The sequence below is a fragment of the Oerskovia sp. NPDC060287 genome (assembly GCF_042726775.1).
In the GTDB taxonomy this organism is placed as follows: Bacteria; Actinomycetota; Actinomycetes; order Actinomycetales; family Cellulomonadaceae; genus Oerskovia; species Oerskovia merdavium.
Genome location: NZ_JBHXBO010000063.1, coordinates 1 through 20,243, shown reverse-complemented (window position 1 = coordinate 20,243; position 20,243 = coordinate 1). Strand labels below are relative to the sequence as shown.

Sequence of the window (20,243 nt, the reverse complement as noted above, 5' to 3'; positions counted from 1 at the left end):
GCACCCCCGTGGGGTGCCGGCCTGCCGCGTTCGCTCCGTCCACGACGCGCGTTCACGCCTCGGCGCAGCGACGACCGTGCATCAGCTCCCTGGTGCCGCCGCGACGACCGGAGCGGTGCCCCCGGACGTGGTGCTGCCCTTGCGGAACCCCGTCAGCTCGGCGGTCACCCGGACCGAGAGACTCTTGCCGATGTCTGCTCGGACAGGCTGGTAGGTGGCGCTCGTGGCCCCCTTGACGACCTTGCCGTCGCGCAGCCACCGGTACTGGACGTTCGTGGGCTCGGACGGCGCGAGAGCGCCCGGGAGGGTCCACGTGCCCGACGTCGCGGCCAGCTCCGCGCCCACGACCGGCACGCCCGAGACGACCGGCGCCTCGGTGACCTCGAGGCGAGGCACCGTGACCTTGATGTTCACACCCTTGACGGGTGCGCAGCGGGCGACGTCGAGGCGCGTGCGCTCGGGCTCCGTCGCACCGCCTCCGAGGAACACCTTGCCGCGCGTCCCGGACTCCGAGTCTGCGAAGTAGTCGAGGGCCATGTGGTAGCGAGCCGGTACCAGCCCCGTGACCGTGTAGGTCCCGTCGGGCTGGACGATCGCCTGGCGCGTCGCGACGTCAGGGTTCTCGTCGTCGTAGACGGTGACCATCGCATACGGCGGAACCCACCCCGTGACCTTCCCGCTCACCGAGGCGCACTCGCGCAGCTCGACGTCGACGCCCGGCGTGATCTCACCGGCGGTCAGCAAGACGGGCGAGGCCTCGGCGACCGTCGAGACACCCTGGGCCTTGGTTGCCGAGAAGTACGTCGCGGCGTACCGGGAGATGCCGCTCTGCCGGTTGACGCCGATCCGGTACGTGCCCGGCGCGCTGTAGAGCGCGAACCGTCCGTCAGCGCCGGGCCGCTCACCCTGCGGCCAGCCGACCGTCGTTCCGTCCGAGGCATGGAGCGTGAGCGAGAGGAGCTCCTGGTCGCTGCTCGTGCCGGTCACGACGCCGGAGAACCCTCCGGTCCTGCCCACCGTCACCTCGAGGCCCAGCGTGCCGGTCAGGACGGGTGACGCCTCCGCGCGGTCACGGACCAACGAGGCAGAGCCGTCGTCGGAGATCCGGACATAGCCGCTGATGAATCGGGGGTCGCCGTAGCCCTCGACCCAGAGAACGTACGTGCGCGCGGGCCCCAGTCCGTCGAACGAGAAGGCTCCACCTTCCTTGACGAGCGTGGATCCGGCCCAGTCCCCCGTCTCGGTCTGGAGCTGTACCCATTGGCCGTCGATCGCGACCCCGTCGCTGTCACGAAGCGTCCCGCTGATCCGTGGTGCAGGGGCGAGCCGGACGTCGATCGCCGAGGAACCTCCACGCACAGGGGTGGCAGCGGAGGCGTCCCCCTGGGTCGTCCACACCCCGCTCGCGAAGGTCAGATACATCGGCGTGTAGATGCCGGGCAGCCCAGCGAGATAGAGCACGTGGTCGGTGTCCGCGTCGACCACGTCGATCACGAAGCTCCCGTCGTCGCCGACGAGCGCGACCGAGTGCTCACCCGGAGCGCTTGCCGCGACGGTCACGCCCGTGGCCGGGTTTCCGGCGGCGTCCAGCACCGAGCCCTGGATCGTCGACCGTGCCACACCGGCCGTGGTCCGGGCGGGCGGGGGATCCACGGGGTTCGCCGCGGTGGACGCGGTCGCAGCGGTCGGCAGGAGGACCGCGAGCGCCATGGCCGCAGCCATGCTCCTGAGAGCCGTTCGTCGAGCGAGTGGTCTCCGGCGAGGGTCGTGCTCGACCTGTCGGGACCTCGAGGGAAGGGGCATCTGCGCTCCGTTCGATCAGGTCCGCCGCGCACCGGTGCGGGCGGACGAGCACAGTGTGCAGGAGGGCTGACGCCCGAACAAATCCTTTTGCATCGCTTTGTGCCGTTCGTCGGGGACGTCGCGCTTGCCGACGGCCCCTAGTCTCGTCCCGTGCCCTTTCCCACCCTGGTCCCTGCGGACGTCTCTCACGCCCCGACGAGCGCTTCCCCCGCGCGCCGCAGCGTGCCGGACGCCCTGCAGGACGGCCGTCTCGCACTCGTTCTGCTGGCCGGCGTCCCTCTCGTCCTCCTGCCGGGTGGCCTCGACCGGTTCACGCTCCCCAAGCTCGCGGTCGCGGCGTGCGCGGTCCTGGCGTCCGTCCCGGCCCTCCGCCGAGGTGTCCTCCCGCGCTCCGTCGTCGTCCTGCTCTGCCTGGGAGCCGCATGGATGCTGGTCGCCGCGCTGGCCTCCAGCGCCCCGATCGCCCAGCTCCTCGGTCGTTGGCCGCGCTACGAGGGCCTGGTCGCCCTGCCGGTGTACGTGGGCGCCGTGTGGGCAGGGGCGCGCCTGCTCGGGCCGGGCGTCACGGCCCGAGCGGTCAGGTCCTGGGTCCGAGCGCTCACCGCGGTCGCGGTCCTGCTCGCGATCGTGTGCGTCGTCGAGGCGACGGGTCTGCGCCCGTTGGGCGGAGACGTCTCCAGGCCCGGAGCATCGCTGGGCAACGCGACCGACCAGGGCGTCAGCGGGATGCTCCTGGTCGCGCTCCTCCTTCCCTTCGCCGTCTCCGGGATCTCGCGAGGCGCGAGGCCGTCCCTCTCCCGGGAGGCCCTGCCCCCGGTCCTCGGTGTTGCCTGCGCCTTGGCAGTCGTGGTCACGTCAGGGTCGCGGGCGGCCCTGCTCGGCACGGTGGTCGTCTGCATCGTCCTGCCGGCCGTGTCCTGGCGAGGGGCCCCTCGCACCGCGGGCCCGCCGCGTTGCCAGCGCGCGGCGAGCGCACTGGCGACGCTTGCCGTCGCGGGGCTTGCGCTGCTCGGCGCCTTCCTCCTGCCTGCCTCTCGCGACCGGCTGACCGGCCAGGACCCGCTGGCCGCCGCGACGGTCACCGGGCGAGCCGACCTCTGGGCCTCGGTGGTGGCCATGGTCGCGGAGCGTCCCCTCCTGGGGGCAGGGCCGAGCGGACTCGTCGACGCCTACCCGGCCTTCCGTTCGGCGCACGCCTCGGGGTCCGCGGCCCCGTCGTCGGTCCTCGACTCCCCCCACTCCTGGCCCTTGCAGGCCGCTGCCGCGGGCGGGCTCCCCCTGCTCGTGTGCGCGCTCGCGCTGTGCGCCACCGTCGTGGTCGTGGGGCTGCGCAGGGTGCGCCAGGTGAACGCCCAGATGGTCGCAGGAGCGAGCACGGACCAGGGCGCGCGCCGCCTCCTGGTCCTCGGGGCCTCGGCTGCGCTCGCCGGTACCGCGGCTGCGCTGACGACGCACTTCACGACGGTGAGCACGGTGGTCCTCGCGGGGGTCGCGGCCGGCGCCCTCCTGGCCGTTCCCGGGCAGGACCCGGGAGTCCCGGACGGCGACCGGCACGGTGCCCGGTGGATCCGCCGGGGCGCGACGACACTCGGCGCCGTTCTCTGCCTCGGGCTCTTGCTGGGGGCCGCCGCGGAGGTTCCGCTCGCGCGTGCGGTGACGGCAGCGTCGACCGGAGACGTCGCGGCGTCCGATTCCTGGTTCGAGCGCGCCCAGGCGTTGCGGCCGTGGGACGGCGACGTCCCGCTGATCGCGGCACAGACCTTCGCGGCCGGAGCCGAGGCAGGGCACGCCCCGTCGGCGCGGGCCACCGTCGAGTGGGCCGGGCGCACGCTCGAGCGCCACCCCTCATCGACCGAGGCGCGCCTCTCGCTCGCGCTCGGGCACCTCGCGCTGGGCGACGACATGGCTGCCGCTCCGCTGCTGGACGAGGTGCTCGAGCACGCAGAGGATCCCCGGGCACGGCTGCTGCGGGGCATCGTCGCCGCGCGGGCCGGTGACCTCACGCTCGCTCGCACCCATCTGACGGTCGCGGCCCGGAGCCCGCTCACGGCGGACCTCGCACGGCAGAACCTCGCGGTGGTCGAGTCCGTCTGGGGTCGCACGGCTGACCCGTGACGCCGCCGGGACTCCGCTGACGAGTCCGGCCGGTCGCACACGAGGGGCTGGCCCCTCGCAGGGCCGGCCCCGCGCGGCGTCCGGTGCGACTCCGTGGTCGCCGGGGCCTACAGAGCCCGCGCGTCACCCTCCAGCAGCACGGGGATCCCGTCACGGACCGGATAGGCGAGCGGACGTTCGGAGTCGGTCGAGTGGAGCTCGGGGCTCCCGTCGGGGCTCGTGCCGTCGACGAGCGTCGCTCCGGTCACGGGGCAGCGCAGCGCCTCCCTGACCCACGCGTCGAGGGTGACGGACCCACCTGAGGGGGTGCCCGCCGTCGTGTCCTTGCTCATGCTCGCCTCAGCTCTCGTTCTCGGCGGCGCGCACGAGCGACAGGACGTCGTCACGCACCTTCTCCATGATGTCCTCGTCGGCGGCCTCGACGTTGAGCCGCAGCAGCGGCTCGGTGTTGGACGCACGGAGGTTGAACCACCACTGCGGGTGGGAGTCCCAGTGAGAGACCGTGAGGCCGTCGAGCTCGTCGACCACGACCGGCCCCGCTCCCTCCTCGGTCACGTACGCCTCGACGACGCGAGCCCGCGCGGCGGGGACGTCGGCCACCTCGGAGTTGATCTCACCGCTCGAGGTGTACGGCTCGTAGACCTCGCCGAGCACCGAGAGCGGGTGCTCCTGCCCGCCGAGGGCCGCGAGCACGTGCATCGCCGCGAGCATGCCCGTGTCGGCGAAGAAGAAGTCGCGGAAGTAGTAGTGAGCGCTGTGCTCGCCGCCGAACACCGCGTCGTTGTCGGCCATCTGCGCCTTGATGAAGGAGTGGCCCACACGCGTCCGCACGACCTTCGCGCCTGCCGCGGACATGAAGTCCGGGACCGCGCGCGAGGTGATGAGGTTGTGGATGATCGTCGGGACCCGCCCGGCGGCCTTCTCGCGCTCGACCTCGCGCAGCCCGACCAGCGCCGTGATCGCGGACGGCGACACGGGGTCGCCGTGCTCGTCGATCACGAAGCAGCGGTCGGCGTCGCCGTCGAACGCGAGGCCCAGGTCCGCGTCGTGCTCGACGACCGCGGCCTGCAGGTCCACCAGGTTCTTGGGGTCGAGCGGGTTGGCCTCGTGGTTCGGGAACGAGCCGTCGAGCTCGAAGTACAGGGGCACGACGTCGAGCGGCAGCGCCTCGAGGCCGGCCGCGGTCCCGAGGACCGCGGGAGCGGTGTAGCCGCCCATGCCGTTGCCCGCGTCGACGACGACCTTGAGCGGGCGGATGCCGCGCAGGTCCACGAGCGAGCGCAGGAACGCCGCATAGTCCGCGAGCATGTCGCGGTCGGTGATCTCTCCCCGCTCCTCCACCGGGGCGGGCAGCTCGCCGTCGAGGTACTCCTGGGCGAGCTCGCGCACCGCGACCAGACCCGAGTCCTGCCCGACGGGGCGCGCGCCGGCACGGCACAGCTTGATGCCGTTGTAGACGGCGGGGTTGTGCGAGGCCGTGAACATGGCGCCCGGGACGTCCAGAGCCCCCGACGCGTAGTACAGCCCGTCGGTCGAGCACAGCCCGATCCGGATCACGTCCACGCCCGCGTCGGCAAGGCCCTGCGCGAACGCGTCGACGAGCTCGGGTCCGCTGTCGCGCATGTCCCGCCCGACGGCGACGCGCGGGCGGGCGTCCGCCTCACCGGGGCTCGCCTCGGGCAGCACGACGACGCGCGCGAACGCAGCGCCGATCGCTCGTGCCACCTGGGGGTTGAACTGGTCCGGGACGGTACCTCGGACGTCGTAGGCCTTGATCAGCTGGGTCAGGTCGATGCTCGTCACGGACGACAGCGTATCGGTGCGGAGAGTTGCTCGGCGGACGAGCACCGCAGATCCATCGATCGGCGCGGACGACCCGCCCCGCGACGGTCCGCTAGAGTACGGTCGCCCTCCGGCCCACGAACTGCCCTCAGCATCCAGGAGCCACCACTGAACCACGCAGACACGCCGTCACTCCGACCACGCTCGCGGAGAGACCCCTCGGCGGCCGGTGGTGGGCAGCGACGATGATCGCGGACATAGTTCTCGGGATCGCGATGCTCGTGGTCCTGGTCGCGCTCGGGTGGTCGGTCATCGCGCCGCTGAAGCAGGAGCAACAGGCTCTGCTGTTCCCCGCCACCCCGGTGCTCGGCGCTGCCCTCCTCGCGACGGTCCTGTCCACGACCTCGCGAGTGATGCCGACGACCTGGGGTCTGGTGATCACCCTGGGCGTCGCCCTGGCCCTCGTCGTCGTCGGCGTGCGCCGAGGAAACCGCCCGGGCCGCACAGGGGCTCCTGCCCTCGCGTGGCTCTCGGTGACGTTGCTGGTCGGGCTGGCCGGAACGGCCGTCGCCCTCGTCCCCAGCCTCTGGGTCGGGGACGGCGCAGCGATCATGTCCACGGGCAATCATGACGTCTTCTACTTCGTGGCGGAGTCCGCGTGGCTCGACGAGCAGTCGGTGACCCCCGGCCCGGAGATGGGTGACGTACCGGGCGCAGGGAACGCCTCCCCCGCGGACACCCCGATGCGAGCCAGCCTCGACCTGCCCCTCCGGTTCGGCCAGCCCCTGGTCCACTCGGCCCTGAGCGTCGCGACGGGACAGGCTCCTGTGGAGAACGTCATGATCGTCGCTGCGCTCTGGGTGCTGATCTCGGCACCGACCGCGTTCGTCGGCGCCCGCCTGATCGGGCTCCGCCACGGGTTCGCCGTGGCTCTCTCCGCCCTGACGTCTACGGCGTCGCTGCTCGTCTACCAGGTGTACGCCCAGAACCTGGACTCGCTCCTCGGTGCATCGCTGGCGATCTTCTCGATCTGTGTCGGACTGGCCGCGCTGGAGCGCCGGACAGCGCTCTGGCCCGCCTCGCTCGCCGTCGCGGCACTCGCAGCCGTCTACACCGAGTACGCGCTCTTCGTCGCCCCACCGTTGCTCGCGGCCGCACTGGTCAGGCGCCCGCGCGAGATCCCTCGCTCCCTCCTCCGCGCGCTCCAGCTCGTCGGTCTCGCGGTGCTGATCGCGCCCGTCGCCTGGTGGAGCGGTCTCGGAACGCTGCTGATCAGGCGTGACGGAGACGGGATGGGGTCGCCCTTCTTCAGCGACGGACCCTATGCCGCGATCAGTCGGATCGTCGGGACGTCGCCGGTGGGTGGCCCGCTGTTCCCGAGCCGGATCACGATGGTCCTGGCGACGCTCGCGGTCCTCGGGATCGTGCTCGCGCTGCTGCTCAGCCGGCACCGGGTGCCGTGGTTCGTCCTGATCACCGTCGGGATCGGCTACATCGCGCACCTGACTGCGGGCCACCACGGCTACACGCAGATGCGGACCGTCTTTCTCTACGCCCCTCTCCTCACGCTCGTGGTCGTGGCCGGATGGGACGCCCTGGTCTCGAGGCTGCACCGGATCGCGAGGCTCAGGATCCGACCGAGCTGGACGGTCGTCCAGCGCACCCTGACTGCGGCGCTCGCCGTCACTGTCGTCGTCGCGGCAGGGGCCAACCTGCGCACGGCCCTCCGGAGCATCGACAGGACCGTCTCGGAGTCGCGGCACTTCGACGAGACCTACACCGAGGCCGCGGGATGGGTCGACGCGGTAGGCGGAGCACGCGGCAGCGACGTGTCCGTCTTCGTCCCCGACTTCGTCCCCCAGCTCTGGACGGCGCACAGCCTGCGCTCCGAGAAGGCCGTCTCCTACCCCACGCTCCGCCCCGACTACCTCGGTGTCATCCGCTACTGGGCCGGTGAGGTCGACCGCTGGGCGCTGATCGGGCCCGGGGCGACCTTCGATGCCCCACCCCAGGCAGTGGTCCGCCAGAACGAGCGCTTCTCGCTGGTCGACATCGACGCCGGCGGCACCGTGGTCGTCGTCCCGCAGGACACCGTGGCCTGGCTGCCCGGTGCAGTCGGAGTCGAGTCGATGGTCGGCCCGGACCTCGGGAAGCTCCTCGTCGTCCGGAGCCCTGGTTCGTCGGGCCCGGTCGCGCTCACGATCGCGGTCGACGACCCAAGCGTCTCGACCGTCCGGGTCGACGCCGTGGGGGCTGCGACATCGGTCTCGGCGCCTGTGACGGACGGCCTGGTGACCCTCGTCATCGACCTCGGGACCGAGAGCGTCGAGACGCTCCAGGTCGACGTCGGTGCAGACGGCAGGGCCGAGGGTTCCGGGTTCAGAACCGTCGACGTCGTGGCGTCTCCCGCATAGCAGCAGGGCCGTCACGCACCCCTCGACACCGGCCGGTCGGGACACACCCCCTCGTCCCTGGAATTCCTCCGGCCCACCACCTATCCTTGCTCGATCCCCACCCGCCGAGTTCGTCGACGACGATCGAAGGCGCGACGACCGGGGCTTCCCAGAACGAACGGCTGAGCAGAACTACATGATCGATCGTCCCAGGCACCTCGAGAACACGGTTCAGCACTACGACTGGGGTTCTCCGACCGCGATCCCCGGGCTGCTGGGGGTGGAGCCGGACGGCCGGCCGGCCGCAGAGCTCTGGCTCGGCGCGCACGGCAGCGCGCCGTCGACCGTGTCGACCGCCGACGGCACCGTCCCCCTCGACACGCTGATCCACCAGTACCCGGACGTCCTGCTCGGGCGACGCACCGTCGAGGCCTTCGGCCCCCGGCTCCCCTTCCTGCTCAAGGCGTTGGCGGCGCAGCGCGCGTTGTCGCTCCAGGTCCATCCCAAGCCGCACGTCGCCCGTGCCGGGTTCAACCGTGAGAACGTCGCGGGCCTGCCGCGCTCCTCTCCGGAACGGACCTTCCACGACGACCAGCACAAGCCGGAGATGGTCGTCGCCCTCACCCAGTTCGACGGCCTGGCCGGTTTCCGGCAGCCGCGCGTGATCCTCGACCTCCTCGACGGGCTCAACGGCGACCTCGTCACGAGCATCCGGAGCTCCTTGCGGTCCGACCCGAGCCCGCTCGGTCTTCGGACGGCCTTCGAGCACAGCCTCTCGGCCCGTCACGACCCTGGGCTGAGCGCCGACCTGGAGAGGACCACGGCGGACATCCGGGAACGGGTGGAGAACGGATCGTCGTGGTCACGCGCGGACTCGACCGCCCTTGCGCTCTCCGAGCAGCACCCCGGGGACCCTGGAGCGATCTCGTCGCTCATGCTGAACCGGGTGACGCTCGACCCCGGTGAGTCCATCTTCGTCCCGGCCGGAGAGATCCACGCCTACCTCTCGGGGTTCTGCATCGAGGTCATGGCCAGCTCGGACAACGTCGTCCGAGCGGGGCTCACGAGCAAGCGCATGGATCTCGACGCTCTCATGCAGTGCACGTCCTTCGAGGCCCGCCCTCCGGCGGCGCCGCAGATCACCGTCTCGGGCGCGCAGGGAGAGATCAGGACCTATCGGGCCCCCGTACCCGAGTTCGCTCTCGTGATGGCCGAGCCGACCGTGCTCCGACCTGTCGAGCTCCCGACCGAAGGGCCCCGAATCGTCCTGTGCCTCGACGGCGACCTCCAGGTGACCTGCGACACGGGCGAGGAGAGGATCATCAGGGGGCAGTCGATCTTCGTGCCTCATGCCTCGGGGGCGCTGACCGTCTCCGGAACGGGTCAGATCGTCTGCGCCTACGTCCCCTGACAGGTAGGGGTGGCGTCAGTCACCCTCGGCGCGCAGCACCCGCAGGTGGCCTCGCCGCCCGACCTCGGTGACGTCGTCAGGCTCCGCACCCCGGCGCGTGCGCCCGGCCTCGCGGACGGCCTCGGCGAGCGCGGACAGGTCGTCGGCGCTGGGGCCGGTCTCGACGAAGTGCTGAGCCAGTCGTACGACCTCCCACCCCCGGGGGGCCGTGAGGCGCTCGGCATGCTCCGCGCAGAGGTCGTAGCTGTGGGGCTCGGCCATGTGCGCCAACGGGCCGAGCACGGCGGTCGAGTCTGCGTAGACGTAGGTGAGGGTCGCCACCGACGCGCGGTTGCACGCGGTGCGCGAACACTGTCTGACGGATCTCACGCGCTGACACTACGCCTTCCAGCGCGGATGCGTGGCGTGCACACGCCAGTTCCGTCCTCAGGCACGCACGGCGGCGATGTCGCCGGCGTTCGGCTTTCGCCCACGGGCCCGGCGCATCACGGGCCGTTCGACGAGGAACCAGCTGAGCGTCGCCAGGACGGCCGTCGGTACGATCGCCGCGGCGATGTACACGATCTGCCCGAGGTGGTGGATCCCCGCCAGCGCCAGGAGCTGCTGGACGGGGAACGCGTAGACGTAGGTCCCGTAGGAGACGTCGTGACGCTGAAACCATCCGGGCGACGGGACGACGCGGCCCAGCCACAGCAGGACCACCGCGAAGAACGGTGCAGCGAGCTGCCCTCCCCAGCTGTTCCAGAGCAGGACGCACACCACGGTCACCGTCGCGGAGACCAGCGCCACCGGCCAGACCAGGGGGATGCGCTCCCTCACGACGAAGAGCAACGCCCCTCCGAGGAAGTACGGGAGGAGCTTCGCGAGGAAGATCAGGTCGGCCCCTCCACCGACGTGCGCCACCACCTGGCCGATCCAGGCGTGCAGAGCCACGCTGAGCACGAAGGCGACGACGATTCCCCACGGTCCGCGCCGGAACAGGGCGAACGATGCCAGCACACCGATGATCAGGTAGCAGAGGAACTCGTAGTACAGGGTCCAGAGCGAGCCGTTCCATGCCGACGGGAGAGGCACCCCGCCCAGCGTGCCCGCGATCGAGTAGTCGACCATCCGGAGCGACGAGTTCACCAGCACGTAGCTGACGGGCGTGTTCGGCGTCGCCAGGAAGCCGTCCAGGGTCCCGCGCTCGACGAAGAACGCCACGGGCGCGAAGGCGAAGGCCGTCACGACCAGGCACACCAGGAACGCCGGGAAGATGCGCAGTATCCGGTGCACGAGATAGGACCCGAACGGCGTTCGCCACCTGCTCCCCGTGATGAGGTATCCACTGATGGAGAAGAACCCGATGACGGCCCAGCCACCCAGCGTCGTCCCGGCGAACGTCGGCTCGGGCAGCCCCGCCAAGGGAAAGGAGTGAGAGACGAGGACTGCCGACGCGAGGAGGAGTCGGATCAGGTTGAGGCTGTTGTCACGCGGGTCGAGCCCCCGAGCCCCCTTCAGCGTCGACTGCAGGTGCTGTTGCCGCCACGCGGGGTGCTCCAGAGGAGTTGCAGCGCTCAAGGAATCCTCATACTCGATCGTTCTCACGGGCGGCGGTCTCCCCTCGCCCCAGGTGGGCCCGGTGAGTCTAGCGCAGCCACAGGGAGGCCTCAGGTGACGCACAGACAGGGGCAGCCGGACGGCCGGGCCGTCGCCTCGCGCGACCGGAGGGCACCCGGCTCCGCGTTCCTCTAGGCTCGGAGACGTGCCCGGTCAACCGTCGTCCTCCCCCTCCCCCACCCCGCACGGCCGCCGTCGACGCCCCGAGCGCGCGGCGACCGACGCACCCGCGCCGCTCGTTGCGTCGCTGCGCATCCCGGCCCGCGGACCGGACCTCAACGACTCCGGCCCGCACCCGCGCCGCCGCGACCGGCGAGGCCGCGGGATCAGGGGTCCTCTGCTCCCTCCGTCGGCGCCCGCCAACCGCACGCGCGGCGAGAAGTTCGACGCCCACGTGATCGCCACGATCGCCCTGCTCGAGCGCAGCTGGTCCAAGCAGCTGCACGGCACCGAGTTCGCGGTCGAGGACGTCCCGCCCTCCGACCCCGCGCCCTGGGAGGACGCCGGGGTCCCGCTCGGCCGGTACTTCCCCGCCGACTCGGGGCAGCCGGCCCGGATCGTCGTCTACCGACGCCCTGTCGAGTCCCGGGCGTTCGACGACGACGACACTGCGGACCTGGTGCGAGACGTCGTCGTGGAGCAGGTCGCGCACATGCTCGCACGCACCCCCGAGGAGATCGACCCGCGGTACCAGGGCGGGCACTGAGGTCAGTCGGACAGACCTGCGGTGCTCGTGGCGCGGACCGCGACCGTGCCCTGGCTCGACGCGGGCGGCACCGGGACGAGCACCGACACCAACGACCCGGGTGCTCCCTCGGCCGCACCGGACGCAGGGGACCCCGCGCTCGCGAGCACCGACCACACCGGGGTCGGTCGGTCCTGGCCGGACCGCCCCGACGTCTCGCTCGCGTCGAGCGTGAGGACCGCGGGCTCGTTCCCGCCGCCGATCTCGAGCGCGTCGAGGCTCACGGTCGTCCCGGCCTCGACCGCGAGACCGGTCTCGCCGAGCAGGACGCCGTCGGCCCCGTAGGCTCGCAGCGTCCCGGTGAACGTCCCGGTGGGTGCAGCGTCCTCGCCACGTGCTGAGGGCACGGCACCGACGCGCACGACGCTGCTGGTGCCCGGGACGAGCGTGACCGTGCCACGGTCGGTCGTCCGGGCCGAGGCGGGCTCCGTCGCCCCGTCGGCGGACCCCGCGACCGACGACTCCTCGCCGACCGGGGCCGGGTCGAGAGCGGTCGCCGCGACCCACGCGCGGTCGACCTGCTGAGTGCCGTCGAGCGAGTCGGCGACCGGGTCCCCGGCACGCGCCTGGAAGGCGCCCGCCACGACCGGCACGGTCGAGTCCACCGTGACGGTGTACCCCCCTGCCGGCAACCCACCGAGAGACACGTCCGTGACCGCGCCGGGGGCGAGGGTCTGCTCCTCGCCTCCTCGCAACCGCACCCGGCCGTCGGCACCGTAGACCGTCACTGTCGCGCTTCCTGCCTCGGCCCCTGGGACGAGCAGGCGCAGCTGGGGCGCCCAGGGGTCCTCGACGGACTCGCCGGCGCTCGTGACGCCGAGCGCGAGAGCCGTGGTCGGTTCGGCCCCGGGGACCACGAAGTCGACCCCGACCGGAACCAGGCCGTCGAGCGTGCTGTGCTGCAGGTAGGCGGCGACCGTGCCACCGGTGGACTCGACGTGCACGGCCAGGCGGCGCTGCTCGGGCGCGACCGCCTCGACGAGGGTCACGACCTCCGCGCCGGGTGGGACGAGGTACTGACCACCCCCGCTGAGGACCACGGGACCGCCCGGCCCCCAGACGCTCAACCGCACGGTGGCGGGCGTGCGTCCGGGGTTCTGGAGCACGAGCTGGGCGCTGCTGCCGACCTCGGTGCTCCCCCCGACGAGCCACTGGCTGATGTCGGGAACCGCGCAGCTCGCCGCCGCGAGACCGCGCAGGTCTCCGGCGGTCGTCACCGAGCCCACGGACGCCGCGACCCGGGTGTCGACCGGTGTGCCGGCACCGACGCGCAGCACCTCGCTGTCCGTCACGTCGGCCAGCGAGACGGTCGTGGCGCCGTCGCCCTCCTCGAGCGGCGAGGCGTCGAGCGCGTCGAGGCCTGTGAGGTTCACGGGCGTGTCCCCCGGGTTCGCCGTGCCTGCTCCCGCGCCGCCGACCACGGCCGCCCGCAGCGCCGTCGCGGTCTCGACGGGAGCCGCGCTGAACTGCGCGTCGCCCACCTGCGCCGTGTCCGCGAGACGCACGGGTGCGGGGCACACGAGCACGCGCTCGGGCGTCGACGCCTCGATCTGCTCGACGTCGGTCGAGACCGCGCCCGGCGCGGCGCCCCAGCCCACCGGGACGCCGACGGCGGCGACGACCCCGGTGAGCGCGACGGCCACGAGGCCTGTGGAGATGGTCGCGGCCCTGCGCAGGGTCGCGCGCGGGCGCGAGCGTCTGGTGGTCACGGGTACTACCTCGTTCCGGTCCGACGACGTCCCACCGGCACGGCCAGGAGCACGAAGATCAACAGGGTGACCCCGGCGGCGACGAGCCACGGGATCCGGTGCGCGGGGGCGTGCTCGACGTTCAGGAACCCGCCGTCGGGACCCAGCAGGAACGCCTGGCGCCCCTCGACCTCGGCGCGCTGGAGCGGTCGGCCGTCGAGCGTCGCCGACCACCCGAGGTCTGCCGTCTCGGCGAGCACCACGGCGCGCGTCTGCGCCCCGGGCTCGACCCGGGTCGCCACGGTCTTGTCGTCGGTCGGGAGGAGACTCTCCACGGTGACCGGACCGGTCGGCCCGTCGCCTGCCGCGGGGGTCACGGGGAGGCGTTCGACGACGCGTGCCCAGGCGGGCGCGTCGGTCTCGGCCGGACCCGGCGCGACGCGCCACAGGACGCCCGACTGCCCCTCGGTCACCCGTTCGAGCCCCGGCACCATGTCGAGGCGTGCGACGAGCTCGGCGCGCTCGCGAGCGGTCGTCGGGTCGGGGGCCGGCTCGGCCGGGATCAGGACCGCACCGACGGCCAGGTCGGCGAGCCCGGTCGCGGCGTCGGCCGAGCTCCCGGAGGCCATCGCGGCGACGAGGCCCGGGACGGGCCCCTGCGTGAACGACGGGTCCTCCATGGACCGGGCGCGGACGGCGCTCGAGGAGTCGATCATCTGCGGCCCGTCGCCCCGGAGCAGCGCGTACTCGAGCACCCCACCGGGCCCCAGCTCGATCGAGAGCACGCGCACCTCGCGGTCGGAGTCCTGCATCTGCTGGCCCACCTTGGGCACGACGGGCTCGGTCGTGACGGTCAGGTCGCCCACCGCGCCGTCCTGCTCGGTCGCCGAGAGCGCCCACGAGGCGAGCGAGGCCGCAGGGAGGACGAGCGCGACGAGTGCCAGCAGCCCGACCGCGCAGGCCCGCCACCCGGCGCGGGTGCGTTCCCGCCGGACCTCGGTGGCGGCCGGGCGGACCGGGCGTCGCAGGGCCGGAGCGCCGAGCAGCGCAGCCCCCAGGAGCGCCAGGAGGACCACCGAGACCCCGACCCCGGGCCAACCCGTGACCGCACCGTCCTCGCCGACCGCGACCTCGACGGAGCCCGCCAGGACGGCCGTCGCGAGGCCGATCGCAGCGACGAACCAGGCGCCCGCGACCGCTGCTCCGCGCCGACGGAACAACGCCACGAACGCGAGGACCGCGACGAGCGCGCCGGACGCGAGCGGCGCCCAGCGGGCGGCCTCGCCCAGAGTGCCCACGTCCAGACCGAACCAGGCGGCGGGCTCGACGGGCTGCCCGAGGAGCTGCTGCCAGGCGGGTGCGGCCACCGCCTGCACGGGGACCCCCGGGTCCGCGAACAGGAGCCGCCAGCCACCGTCGTCCCAGGTCGTGACGACCCGCCCCCAGAAGGGCGCGAGCAGGACGATCGAGGGGAGGAGCACCAGCACGAGGTACCTGCGGTGCTCCGTGGCGGCCACCGCGACGACGGTCAGCGCGAGGGCCGCGACCAGGAGCAGGACGGGTGCCCCGCACACCGCGACGAACAGCGCGAGGCCCGCCGCGGCGGCCGCCCCGATGGACCCCTGGCGCCTGCGCCGCGCAGTGCGGACGACGCGAGGGGCGGTCGCCGCCGGCCCCGCCTCGACCACGGAGGTGGCCACCAGTGCGGGCGCGACCTCGTCGCGGGCCTGGACGCCGAGCGCCCGCAGGACCCCGAGCGCCACCCACGGAAGAGCGGCGTGGGCGACGAGGGCGCCCAGCCTGCCGTCGCCCAGCGCGATCACGAGCGAGGGCGCCGCGACCCAGACCACGGTCGCCCAGGCCCGCAACCAGATCGAGCGGGTGACTCCCCCTGCGGCGAACCATGCTCCGAGGCCCGCGGCGAGCAACGAGGTGACGACCAGCACGCCGATCACAGGCTGCGCGACGCCCCCGCCGAGGATCGAGGCCGACAGCAGGAGGGTCGTGAACGGGTCGGCGGGAGCCGCGGCCCCCAAGCCCTCCGCGATCCAACCACCGGTCGCGGCCTGCCAGGCCTCGACGAGACGACCCTGCGCGGGCAGGAGCGCTCCCCCGACGAACCGGCCCCCGGCCCCGAGCGCGGACAGGAGCGGGCCGAACACGGCGGCGGTCACGCCGAGCAGGGCGACGACGACCACCGTGAGCATCGCCCGTCGACGACGGGCCAGGGCCCGCAGCTCGGCACGTTCGAGGTCGGTCGGTGCCTCGACCGTCCTGCTCAGCTCGGCGTGCGCGAGGCGATGGTCGCGGCGCTCCCCGAGCACGTCCCGCCAGGTCCCCTGCAGGGGCGCCAGCGCGCGACGCGGGAGGACGCTCGTGCGACGGATCCTGCCGCGGGACCGGGCGAGCGCCCGGAAGCGGAAGACCGCCCACAAGGGCGCGAGGAGCTCGTCCCGAGCCTGTCCGGGCCGCTTGACCGCGAGACGGTACATGGCCTGGAAGGGGGCCCAGACGATCATCGCGAGAGCCGCCGGCAGGAGCATCGGAGCGGAGACGCTCACGAGCCGCTGGTGCAGGAGGCTCCGTCGTCGTGCGCCGTAGGACGCATCGACGTCGGGGGCGGGGGCCTCCTGGTCGTCGTCGCGCTGGTCCTCCTGCCGGAGGCCCAGGAGCGAGGCCTGCGCGTGGCGCACGACCGCCCGAGGCACGACGACGATCCGATGACCCGCGAGCCGTGCACGGCGGCAGAGGTCGAGGCCGTCGCCGAACACCCCGTACTCGGGGTCGGTACCGCCCAGCTCCAGCCAGACCGAGGTCCGCACGAGCGCCCCGGCGAGCCCGACCGCCAGGACGTCCTCCCGGGCGTCGTGCTGGCCCTGGTCGATCTCGTGCTCGTCGATGCCGGTCATCCGACGTCCGAGCGGAGAGATCGTGAAGCCGACCTCGAGGAGCAGACCGTCGTCGTCGCCGCCCTCGTCCCACCGACGCTGCTTGGCACCCGCGACAGCGACCGTGGCGGAGTGCTCGACCGCGCGCAGCTGCTCTGCCAGGGCGCCCGGCTCGGGCGGGGAGTCGTCGTGGAGCAACCACAGCCAGGTCGGGGGGGCGTCCTCGCCACGCGACGCGAGGGCCGTGTCGATCGCCTGCCCGAAGGACCGTGCGTGCGGGGCCGCGAGGAAGCGCGCGCCGCCCAGGTGCAGCTCCTGGTACTCGCTCATGGCCCGGGACGTGGCCACGTCGACGACGACCACCGCGTCGGGGGGGACCGACTGTGCCCTGACCGCGTCGAGGGTCTCGGGGAGGAAGCGGGTGTGTCCCTGCGTCACGATCACGGCGGTGACCGTGACCGTCGCGGAGGACGAGACCGCTGCTGCCACCGCGGCATCGGTGGACCCGCCACGTGCACGCTGCTGCGATGCACCCGGCTGGGAGAGGGGCCCGGTCACGGTGGTGGTGTCTGAAGAAGTCATCCTGCCGCCATCATGACCCGCCCCCGCTGCAGATCGTGGGACCTCGGCCCGGCAGGTCGCGGACCCGGGGGCGCCTGGTACCGAGCCCCCGGCGCGACGGCGCGTGGACCCTGCTGCCTGTGCAGCGGGTCGGTCAGACCACCCGACGCTTCAGCTTGCGGCGCTCACGCTCGGAGAGCCCGCCCCAGATGCCGAACCGCTCGTCGTGCTCCAGCGCATACTCGAGGCACTCGGACCGCACCTCGCACCCCGTGCAGACCTTCTTCGCCTCGCGGGTCGAGCCGCCCTTCTCCGGGAAGAACGCCTCGGGGTCCGTCTGGGCGCACAGAGCACGCTCCTGCCACCCCATGAGCGTGTCGTCGACCACCTGACCGAAGAGCGGCAGCACAGGGGCTACCGTCTCGATCGTCCGACCTGCATCCGAGGGGAATGCCCCTTGGTCCTCGCCCAGCACGTTCCACATGATGCGCCCCTTCATGCCGTTCTTTGGAAACTGCATTAGGGAAATTACACGCGTGTCATGCGCGTCCGTCAAGCCGAAATGTGCTATCGAGCAGATCCCGTGGGTGAAATCACGGAGCCCGCGGTGTCGGTGACCGCGCCCTAGGCTGGGGCTCATGAGCCTCCTCTCGACGCCCGTCACTCACATCGCTGACCTGCAACGTCTCATCATCCGAGACCCTGGGCGTCCCCGTGTCACGTGGTACGGCGAGGACGGTGAGCGGGTGGAGCTTTCGGGAGCGGTCCTGCACAACTGGATCAACAAAACCGTCAACCTGCTGGTCGAAGAATTCGACGCAGCCCCGGGCACACGGGTCCTGCTCGACCTGCCCCCGCATTGGCGAGCGATTGTCTGGGGGCTCGCCGCATGGCGGACGGGCGCCACGCTGGTCGTCCTGCCGGACGCCCCGGCGAGCGGCGCCGTCGGGCCGGAGGACCAGCCCGCGGAACCCGCGCTCCTCGACCTCGCGCGCGACGTCGACGTCGTCGTGACGTCCCGGCCGGCCGCCTGGACGGGAACGCGCGCGCCCGTCGTCGCCGTGCCGCTCCCCGCTCTCGCGCGTCGATTCGACGGCGACCTGCCCGCCGGTGCCATCGATGCGGGCTCGGCCGTCATGACCTACGGCGACCAGATCGGCTGGGTCGAGGAGGTCGACCTGGCCACGGTCGCGCTCGAGCCGGGAGCCGTGCTCCACGGCGAGCTGGTCACCTGGGCGGCCCGGCTCGGCGACGACGTCTCCCCCGGGGCACGCGTCCTCGTCCAGGAGGGCGACGCCTCCCGACTGCTGCGTCGCGCCCTGCAGGTGCTGGCCTCGGACGGCTCGGTGGTCGTCCTCTCCCCCGCCCTGACCACCGTCCTCGCCCAGGACCCCGCGCGGCTCGAGCGCCTGCGGACGAGCGAACGCGTGGAGCTCTGACGCACGGGAGAGGGTCCGTGCGGGCACCACGTCGCGTGGTTCGTGAGCGCCCGACATGTCGATAGGCTGTGCGCCATCATGAGCAGCTCTACCGGCGCAACGAACGCCCTTCGTGTCATCTGCGTGATCTACAACCCCGGGGAAGAGCTCCTCGATTTCGCGACGTCCCTGCGGTCCGCGACCGCTCGCCCGACCGAGCTCGTCCTCGTCAACAACGGTGGCCCCAGCAAGATCGCCGACGATCTCGCACAGGCCCCCGGGACGCGGTTGGTCGAGTCCGGAGGCAACCTCGGGTACGGCCGGGCCGCGAACCTCGGTGCCCGCGGCGCGGAGGGGAGCTGGATCGTCGTGGCGAACCCGGACCTGGTCTGGTCCCCTGGCTCGCTCGACGTGCTCCTCGCGGCCGGAGACCGGGTCGAGCGCGCGGGGTCCCTGGGCCCGAAGCTCCTCGACACCGACGGGCAGGAGTATCCGTCGGCTCGCGCCATCCCCTCGCTCCGGCTCGGTGTCGGGCACGCACTGCTCGGCAAGGTGTGGCCGACCAACCCCTACTCCCGCGCGTACCGCAGCGCGAACGACCCGGGCGACGCCTCCGAGCGGCCCGCCGGGTGGCTCTCGGGTGCCTGCCTGCTGCTCAGGCGCGAGGCGTTCGAGGAGGTCGGGGGTTTCGACGAGGGGTACTTCATGTTCTTCGAGGACCTCGACCTGGGAGACCGGCTCGGACAGGCCGGATGGGCCAACGTCTTCGTCCCGAGCGCCGAGGTTACCCACGTGCAGGGCGTCTCCTGGAAGAAGGACCCGGCGCCCATGATCCGCGCACACCATCGCAGCGCTCGCCGCTATCTCGACCGTCGGTACAGCTCCTGGTACCAGGCTCCGCTCCGCTGGGTGATCGCCCTGGGCCTGGCGGTTCGTGAACGGCTCGAGATCAGGAGCGCGCAGCGCGGGTGAGCCGCTTCATGCGGCACAATGGCCCGCATGCGTGGAATCATCCTGGCCGGCGGATCCGGCACTCGTCTGCACCCGATCACCCTCGGCATCAGCAAGCAGCTCGTCCCCGTCTACGACAAGCCGATGATCTACTACCCGCTCTCGACGCTGATCCTGGCGGGGATCCGAGACATCCTCATCATCACGACCCCGCACGACGCGGACCAGTTCCGACGACTCCTGGGTGACGGCTCGCAGTTCGGTGTGTCGATCGAGTACACGGTCCAGGCCGAGCCCAACGGCCTCGCCCAGGCATTCGTCCTCGGGGCCGACTTCATCGGCACCGAGTCCGCGGCCCTCGTCCTCGGGGACAACATCTTCTACGGTCCCGGCATGGGCTCGACCCTCTCGCGCTATGCGGACCTCGACGGTGGAGCCGTCTTCGCCTACCGGGTCGCGGACCCCACCTCCTACGGCGTCGTCGAGTTCGACGCGGCGGGCAAGGCGCTCTCGCTCGAGGAGAAGCCCGCAGCACCCAAGTCGAACTATGCGGTCCCGGGCCTGTACTTCTACGACAACGACGTCGTGGCCATCGCACGCGACCTCGCCCCCTCCGCCCGCGGCGAGTACGAGATCACCGACGTCAACCGGACCTACCTCGAGCAGGGGAGGCTGCAGGTCGAGGTCCTCCCGCGAGGGACCGCGTGGCTCGACACCGGCACGTTCGACTCGCTCGTCGAGGCGTCGGACTTCGTCAAGACCATCGAGCACCGCCAGGGCCTCAAGGTCGGCGCTCCCGAGGAGGTCGCCTGGCGTCGTGGCTTCCTCACGGACGACGAGCTGCGCGAGCGCGCCGAGAAGCTCGTCAAGTCGGGCTACGGCACCTACC

15 protein-coding genes are annotated in these 20,243 nt (G+C 72.4%); 7 read left to right on the top strand and 8 right to left on the bottom strand.

The window, feature by feature from the left end; genetic code table 11:
- Window positions 1–81: 81 nt before the first annotated feature.
- Window positions 82–1,722, bottom strand: a complete 1,641-nt coding sequence (locus tag ACFWFR_RS07945; protein WP_377622253.1) for a hypothetical protein — start codon at window positions 1,720–1,722, stop codon at window positions 82–84.
- Window positions 1,723–1,953: 231 nt separating this feature from the next.
- On the opposite strand from ACFWFR_RS07945, the gene ACFWFR_RS07940 reads away from it, so the two are divergent.
- Window positions 1,954–3,918 (top strand): O-antigen ligase family protein, encoded by a 1,965-nt coding sequence (locus ACFWFR_RS07940; RefSeq protein ID WP_377622251.1) that lies wholly within the window; start codon window positions 1,954–1,956, stop codon window positions 3,916–3,918.
- Between the two features lie 107 nt (window positions 3,919–4,025).
- On the opposite strand, the gene ACFWFR_RS07935 is transcribed toward ACFWFR_RS07940, so the two are convergent.
- Window positions 4,026–4,250, bottom strand: coding sequence for a Trm112 family protein (locus tag ACFWFR_RS07935; protein WP_377622249.1), 225 nt, complete (start codon window positions 4,248–4,250; stop codon window positions 4,026–4,028).
- Between the two features lie 7 nt (window positions 4,251–4,257).
- A complete protein-coding gene (locus ACFWFR_RS07930) occupies window positions 4,258–5,712 on the bottom strand; it encodes a phosphomannomutase/phosphoglucomutase (RefSeq protein ID WP_377622255.1) in 1,455 nt (484 codons plus the stop codon).
- A gap of 233 nt (window positions 5,713–5,945) precedes the next feature.
- On the opposite strand from ACFWFR_RS07930, the gene ACFWFR_RS07925 reads away from it, so the two are divergent.
- A complete protein-coding gene (locus ACFWFR_RS07925; protein ID WP_377622247.1) occupies window positions 5,946–8,114 on the top strand; it encodes a hypothetical protein in 2,169 nt (722 codons plus the stop codon).
- Window positions 8,115–8,289: 175 nt separating this feature from the next.
- On the top strand, window positions 8,290–9,504 hold the full coding sequence (gene manA, locus ACFWFR_RS07920; RefSeq protein WP_377622245.1) for a mannose-6-phosphate isomerase, class I: 1,215 nt from the start codon (window positions 8,290–8,292) through the stop codon (window positions 9,502–9,504).
- Window positions 9,505–9,519: 15 nt separating this feature from the next.
- On the opposite strand, the gene ACFWFR_RS07915 is transcribed toward manA, so the two are convergent.
- Together ACFWFR_RS07915 and ACFWFR_RS07910 are read right to left on the bottom strand one after the other, a co-directional pair.
- Complete coding sequence (locus ACFWFR_RS07915) at window positions 9,520–9,873, bottom strand: DUF3499 domain-containing protein (protein WP_377622243.1); 354 nt, start codon at window positions 9,871–9,873, stop codon at window positions 9,520–9,522.
- Between the two features lie 57 nt (window positions 9,874–9,930).
- Window positions 9,931–11,064: an acyltransferase family protein gene (locus ACFWFR_RS07910; protein ID WP_377622241.1), complete on the bottom strand. Its 1,134-nt coding sequence runs from the start codon at window positions 11,062–11,064 to the stop codon at window positions 9,931–9,933.
- A gap of 184 nt (window positions 11,065–11,248) precedes the next feature.
- Between ACFWFR_RS07910 and ACFWFR_RS07905 the strand changes: the two genes are divergently transcribed.
- Window positions 11,249–11,809 carry a metallopeptidase family protein gene (locus ACFWFR_RS07905; RefSeq protein ID WP_377622239.1) on the top strand — a complete coding sequence of 187 codons (561 nt, stop codon included), beginning with the start codon at window positions 11,249–11,251 and terminating at the stop codon, window positions 11,807–11,809.
- 2 nt (window positions 11,810–11,811) lie between these two features.
- Here the strand turns inward: ACFWFR_RS07905 and ACFWFR_RS07900 are convergent, their stop codons facing one another.
- The 3 genes from ACFWFR_RS07900 to ACFWFR_RS07890 form a co-directional block, all read right to left on the bottom strand.
- The gene (locus ACFWFR_RS07900) at window positions 11,812–13,557 is read right to left on the bottom strand and encodes a DUF5719 family protein (RefSeq protein WP_377622237.1); all 1,746 of its coding nucleotides are present in this window, start codon (window positions 13,555–13,557) and stop codon (window positions 11,812–11,814) included.
- 5 nt (window positions 13,558–13,562) lie between these two features.
- Window positions 13,563–16,913 carry a glycosyltransferase gene (locus tag ACFWFR_RS07895; RefSeq protein ID WP_377622235.1) on the bottom strand — a complete coding sequence of 1,117 codons (3,351 nt, stop codon included), beginning with the start codon at window positions 16,911–16,913 and terminating at the stop codon, window positions 13,563–13,565.
- Window positions 16,914–17,139: 226 nt separating this feature from the next.
- Entirely contained in the window at window positions 17,140–17,469 is a 330-nt protein-coding gene (locus ACFWFR_RS07890) for a WhiB family transcriptional regulator (RefSeq protein ID WP_056764226.1), read from the bottom strand.
- A 154-nt stretch (window positions 17,470–17,623) separates the two neighbouring features.
- On the opposite strand from ACFWFR_RS07890, the gene ACFWFR_RS07885 reads away from it, so the two are divergent.
- The 3 genes from ACFWFR_RS07885 to rfbA all read left to right on the top strand — a co-directional run.
- Window positions 17,624–18,424, top strand: a complete 801-nt coding sequence (locus tag ACFWFR_RS07885; protein WP_377622233.1) for a TIGR03089 family protein — start codon at window positions 17,624–17,626, stop codon at window positions 18,422–18,424.
- Between the two features lie 78 nt (window positions 18,425–18,502).
- Window positions 18,503–19,375 (top strand): glycosyltransferase family 2 protein, encoded by an 873-nt coding sequence (locus ACFWFR_RS07880; protein ID WP_377622232.1) that lies wholly within the window; start codon window positions 18,503–18,505, stop codon window positions 19,373–19,375.
- Window positions 19,376–19,402: 27 nt separating this feature from the next.
- A partial coding sequence (rfbA, locus tag ACFWFR_RS07875; RefSeq protein WP_377622231.1) for a glucose-1-phosphate thymidylyltransferase RfbA occupies window positions 19,403–20,243 on the top strand: 841 nt, incomplete at its 3' end.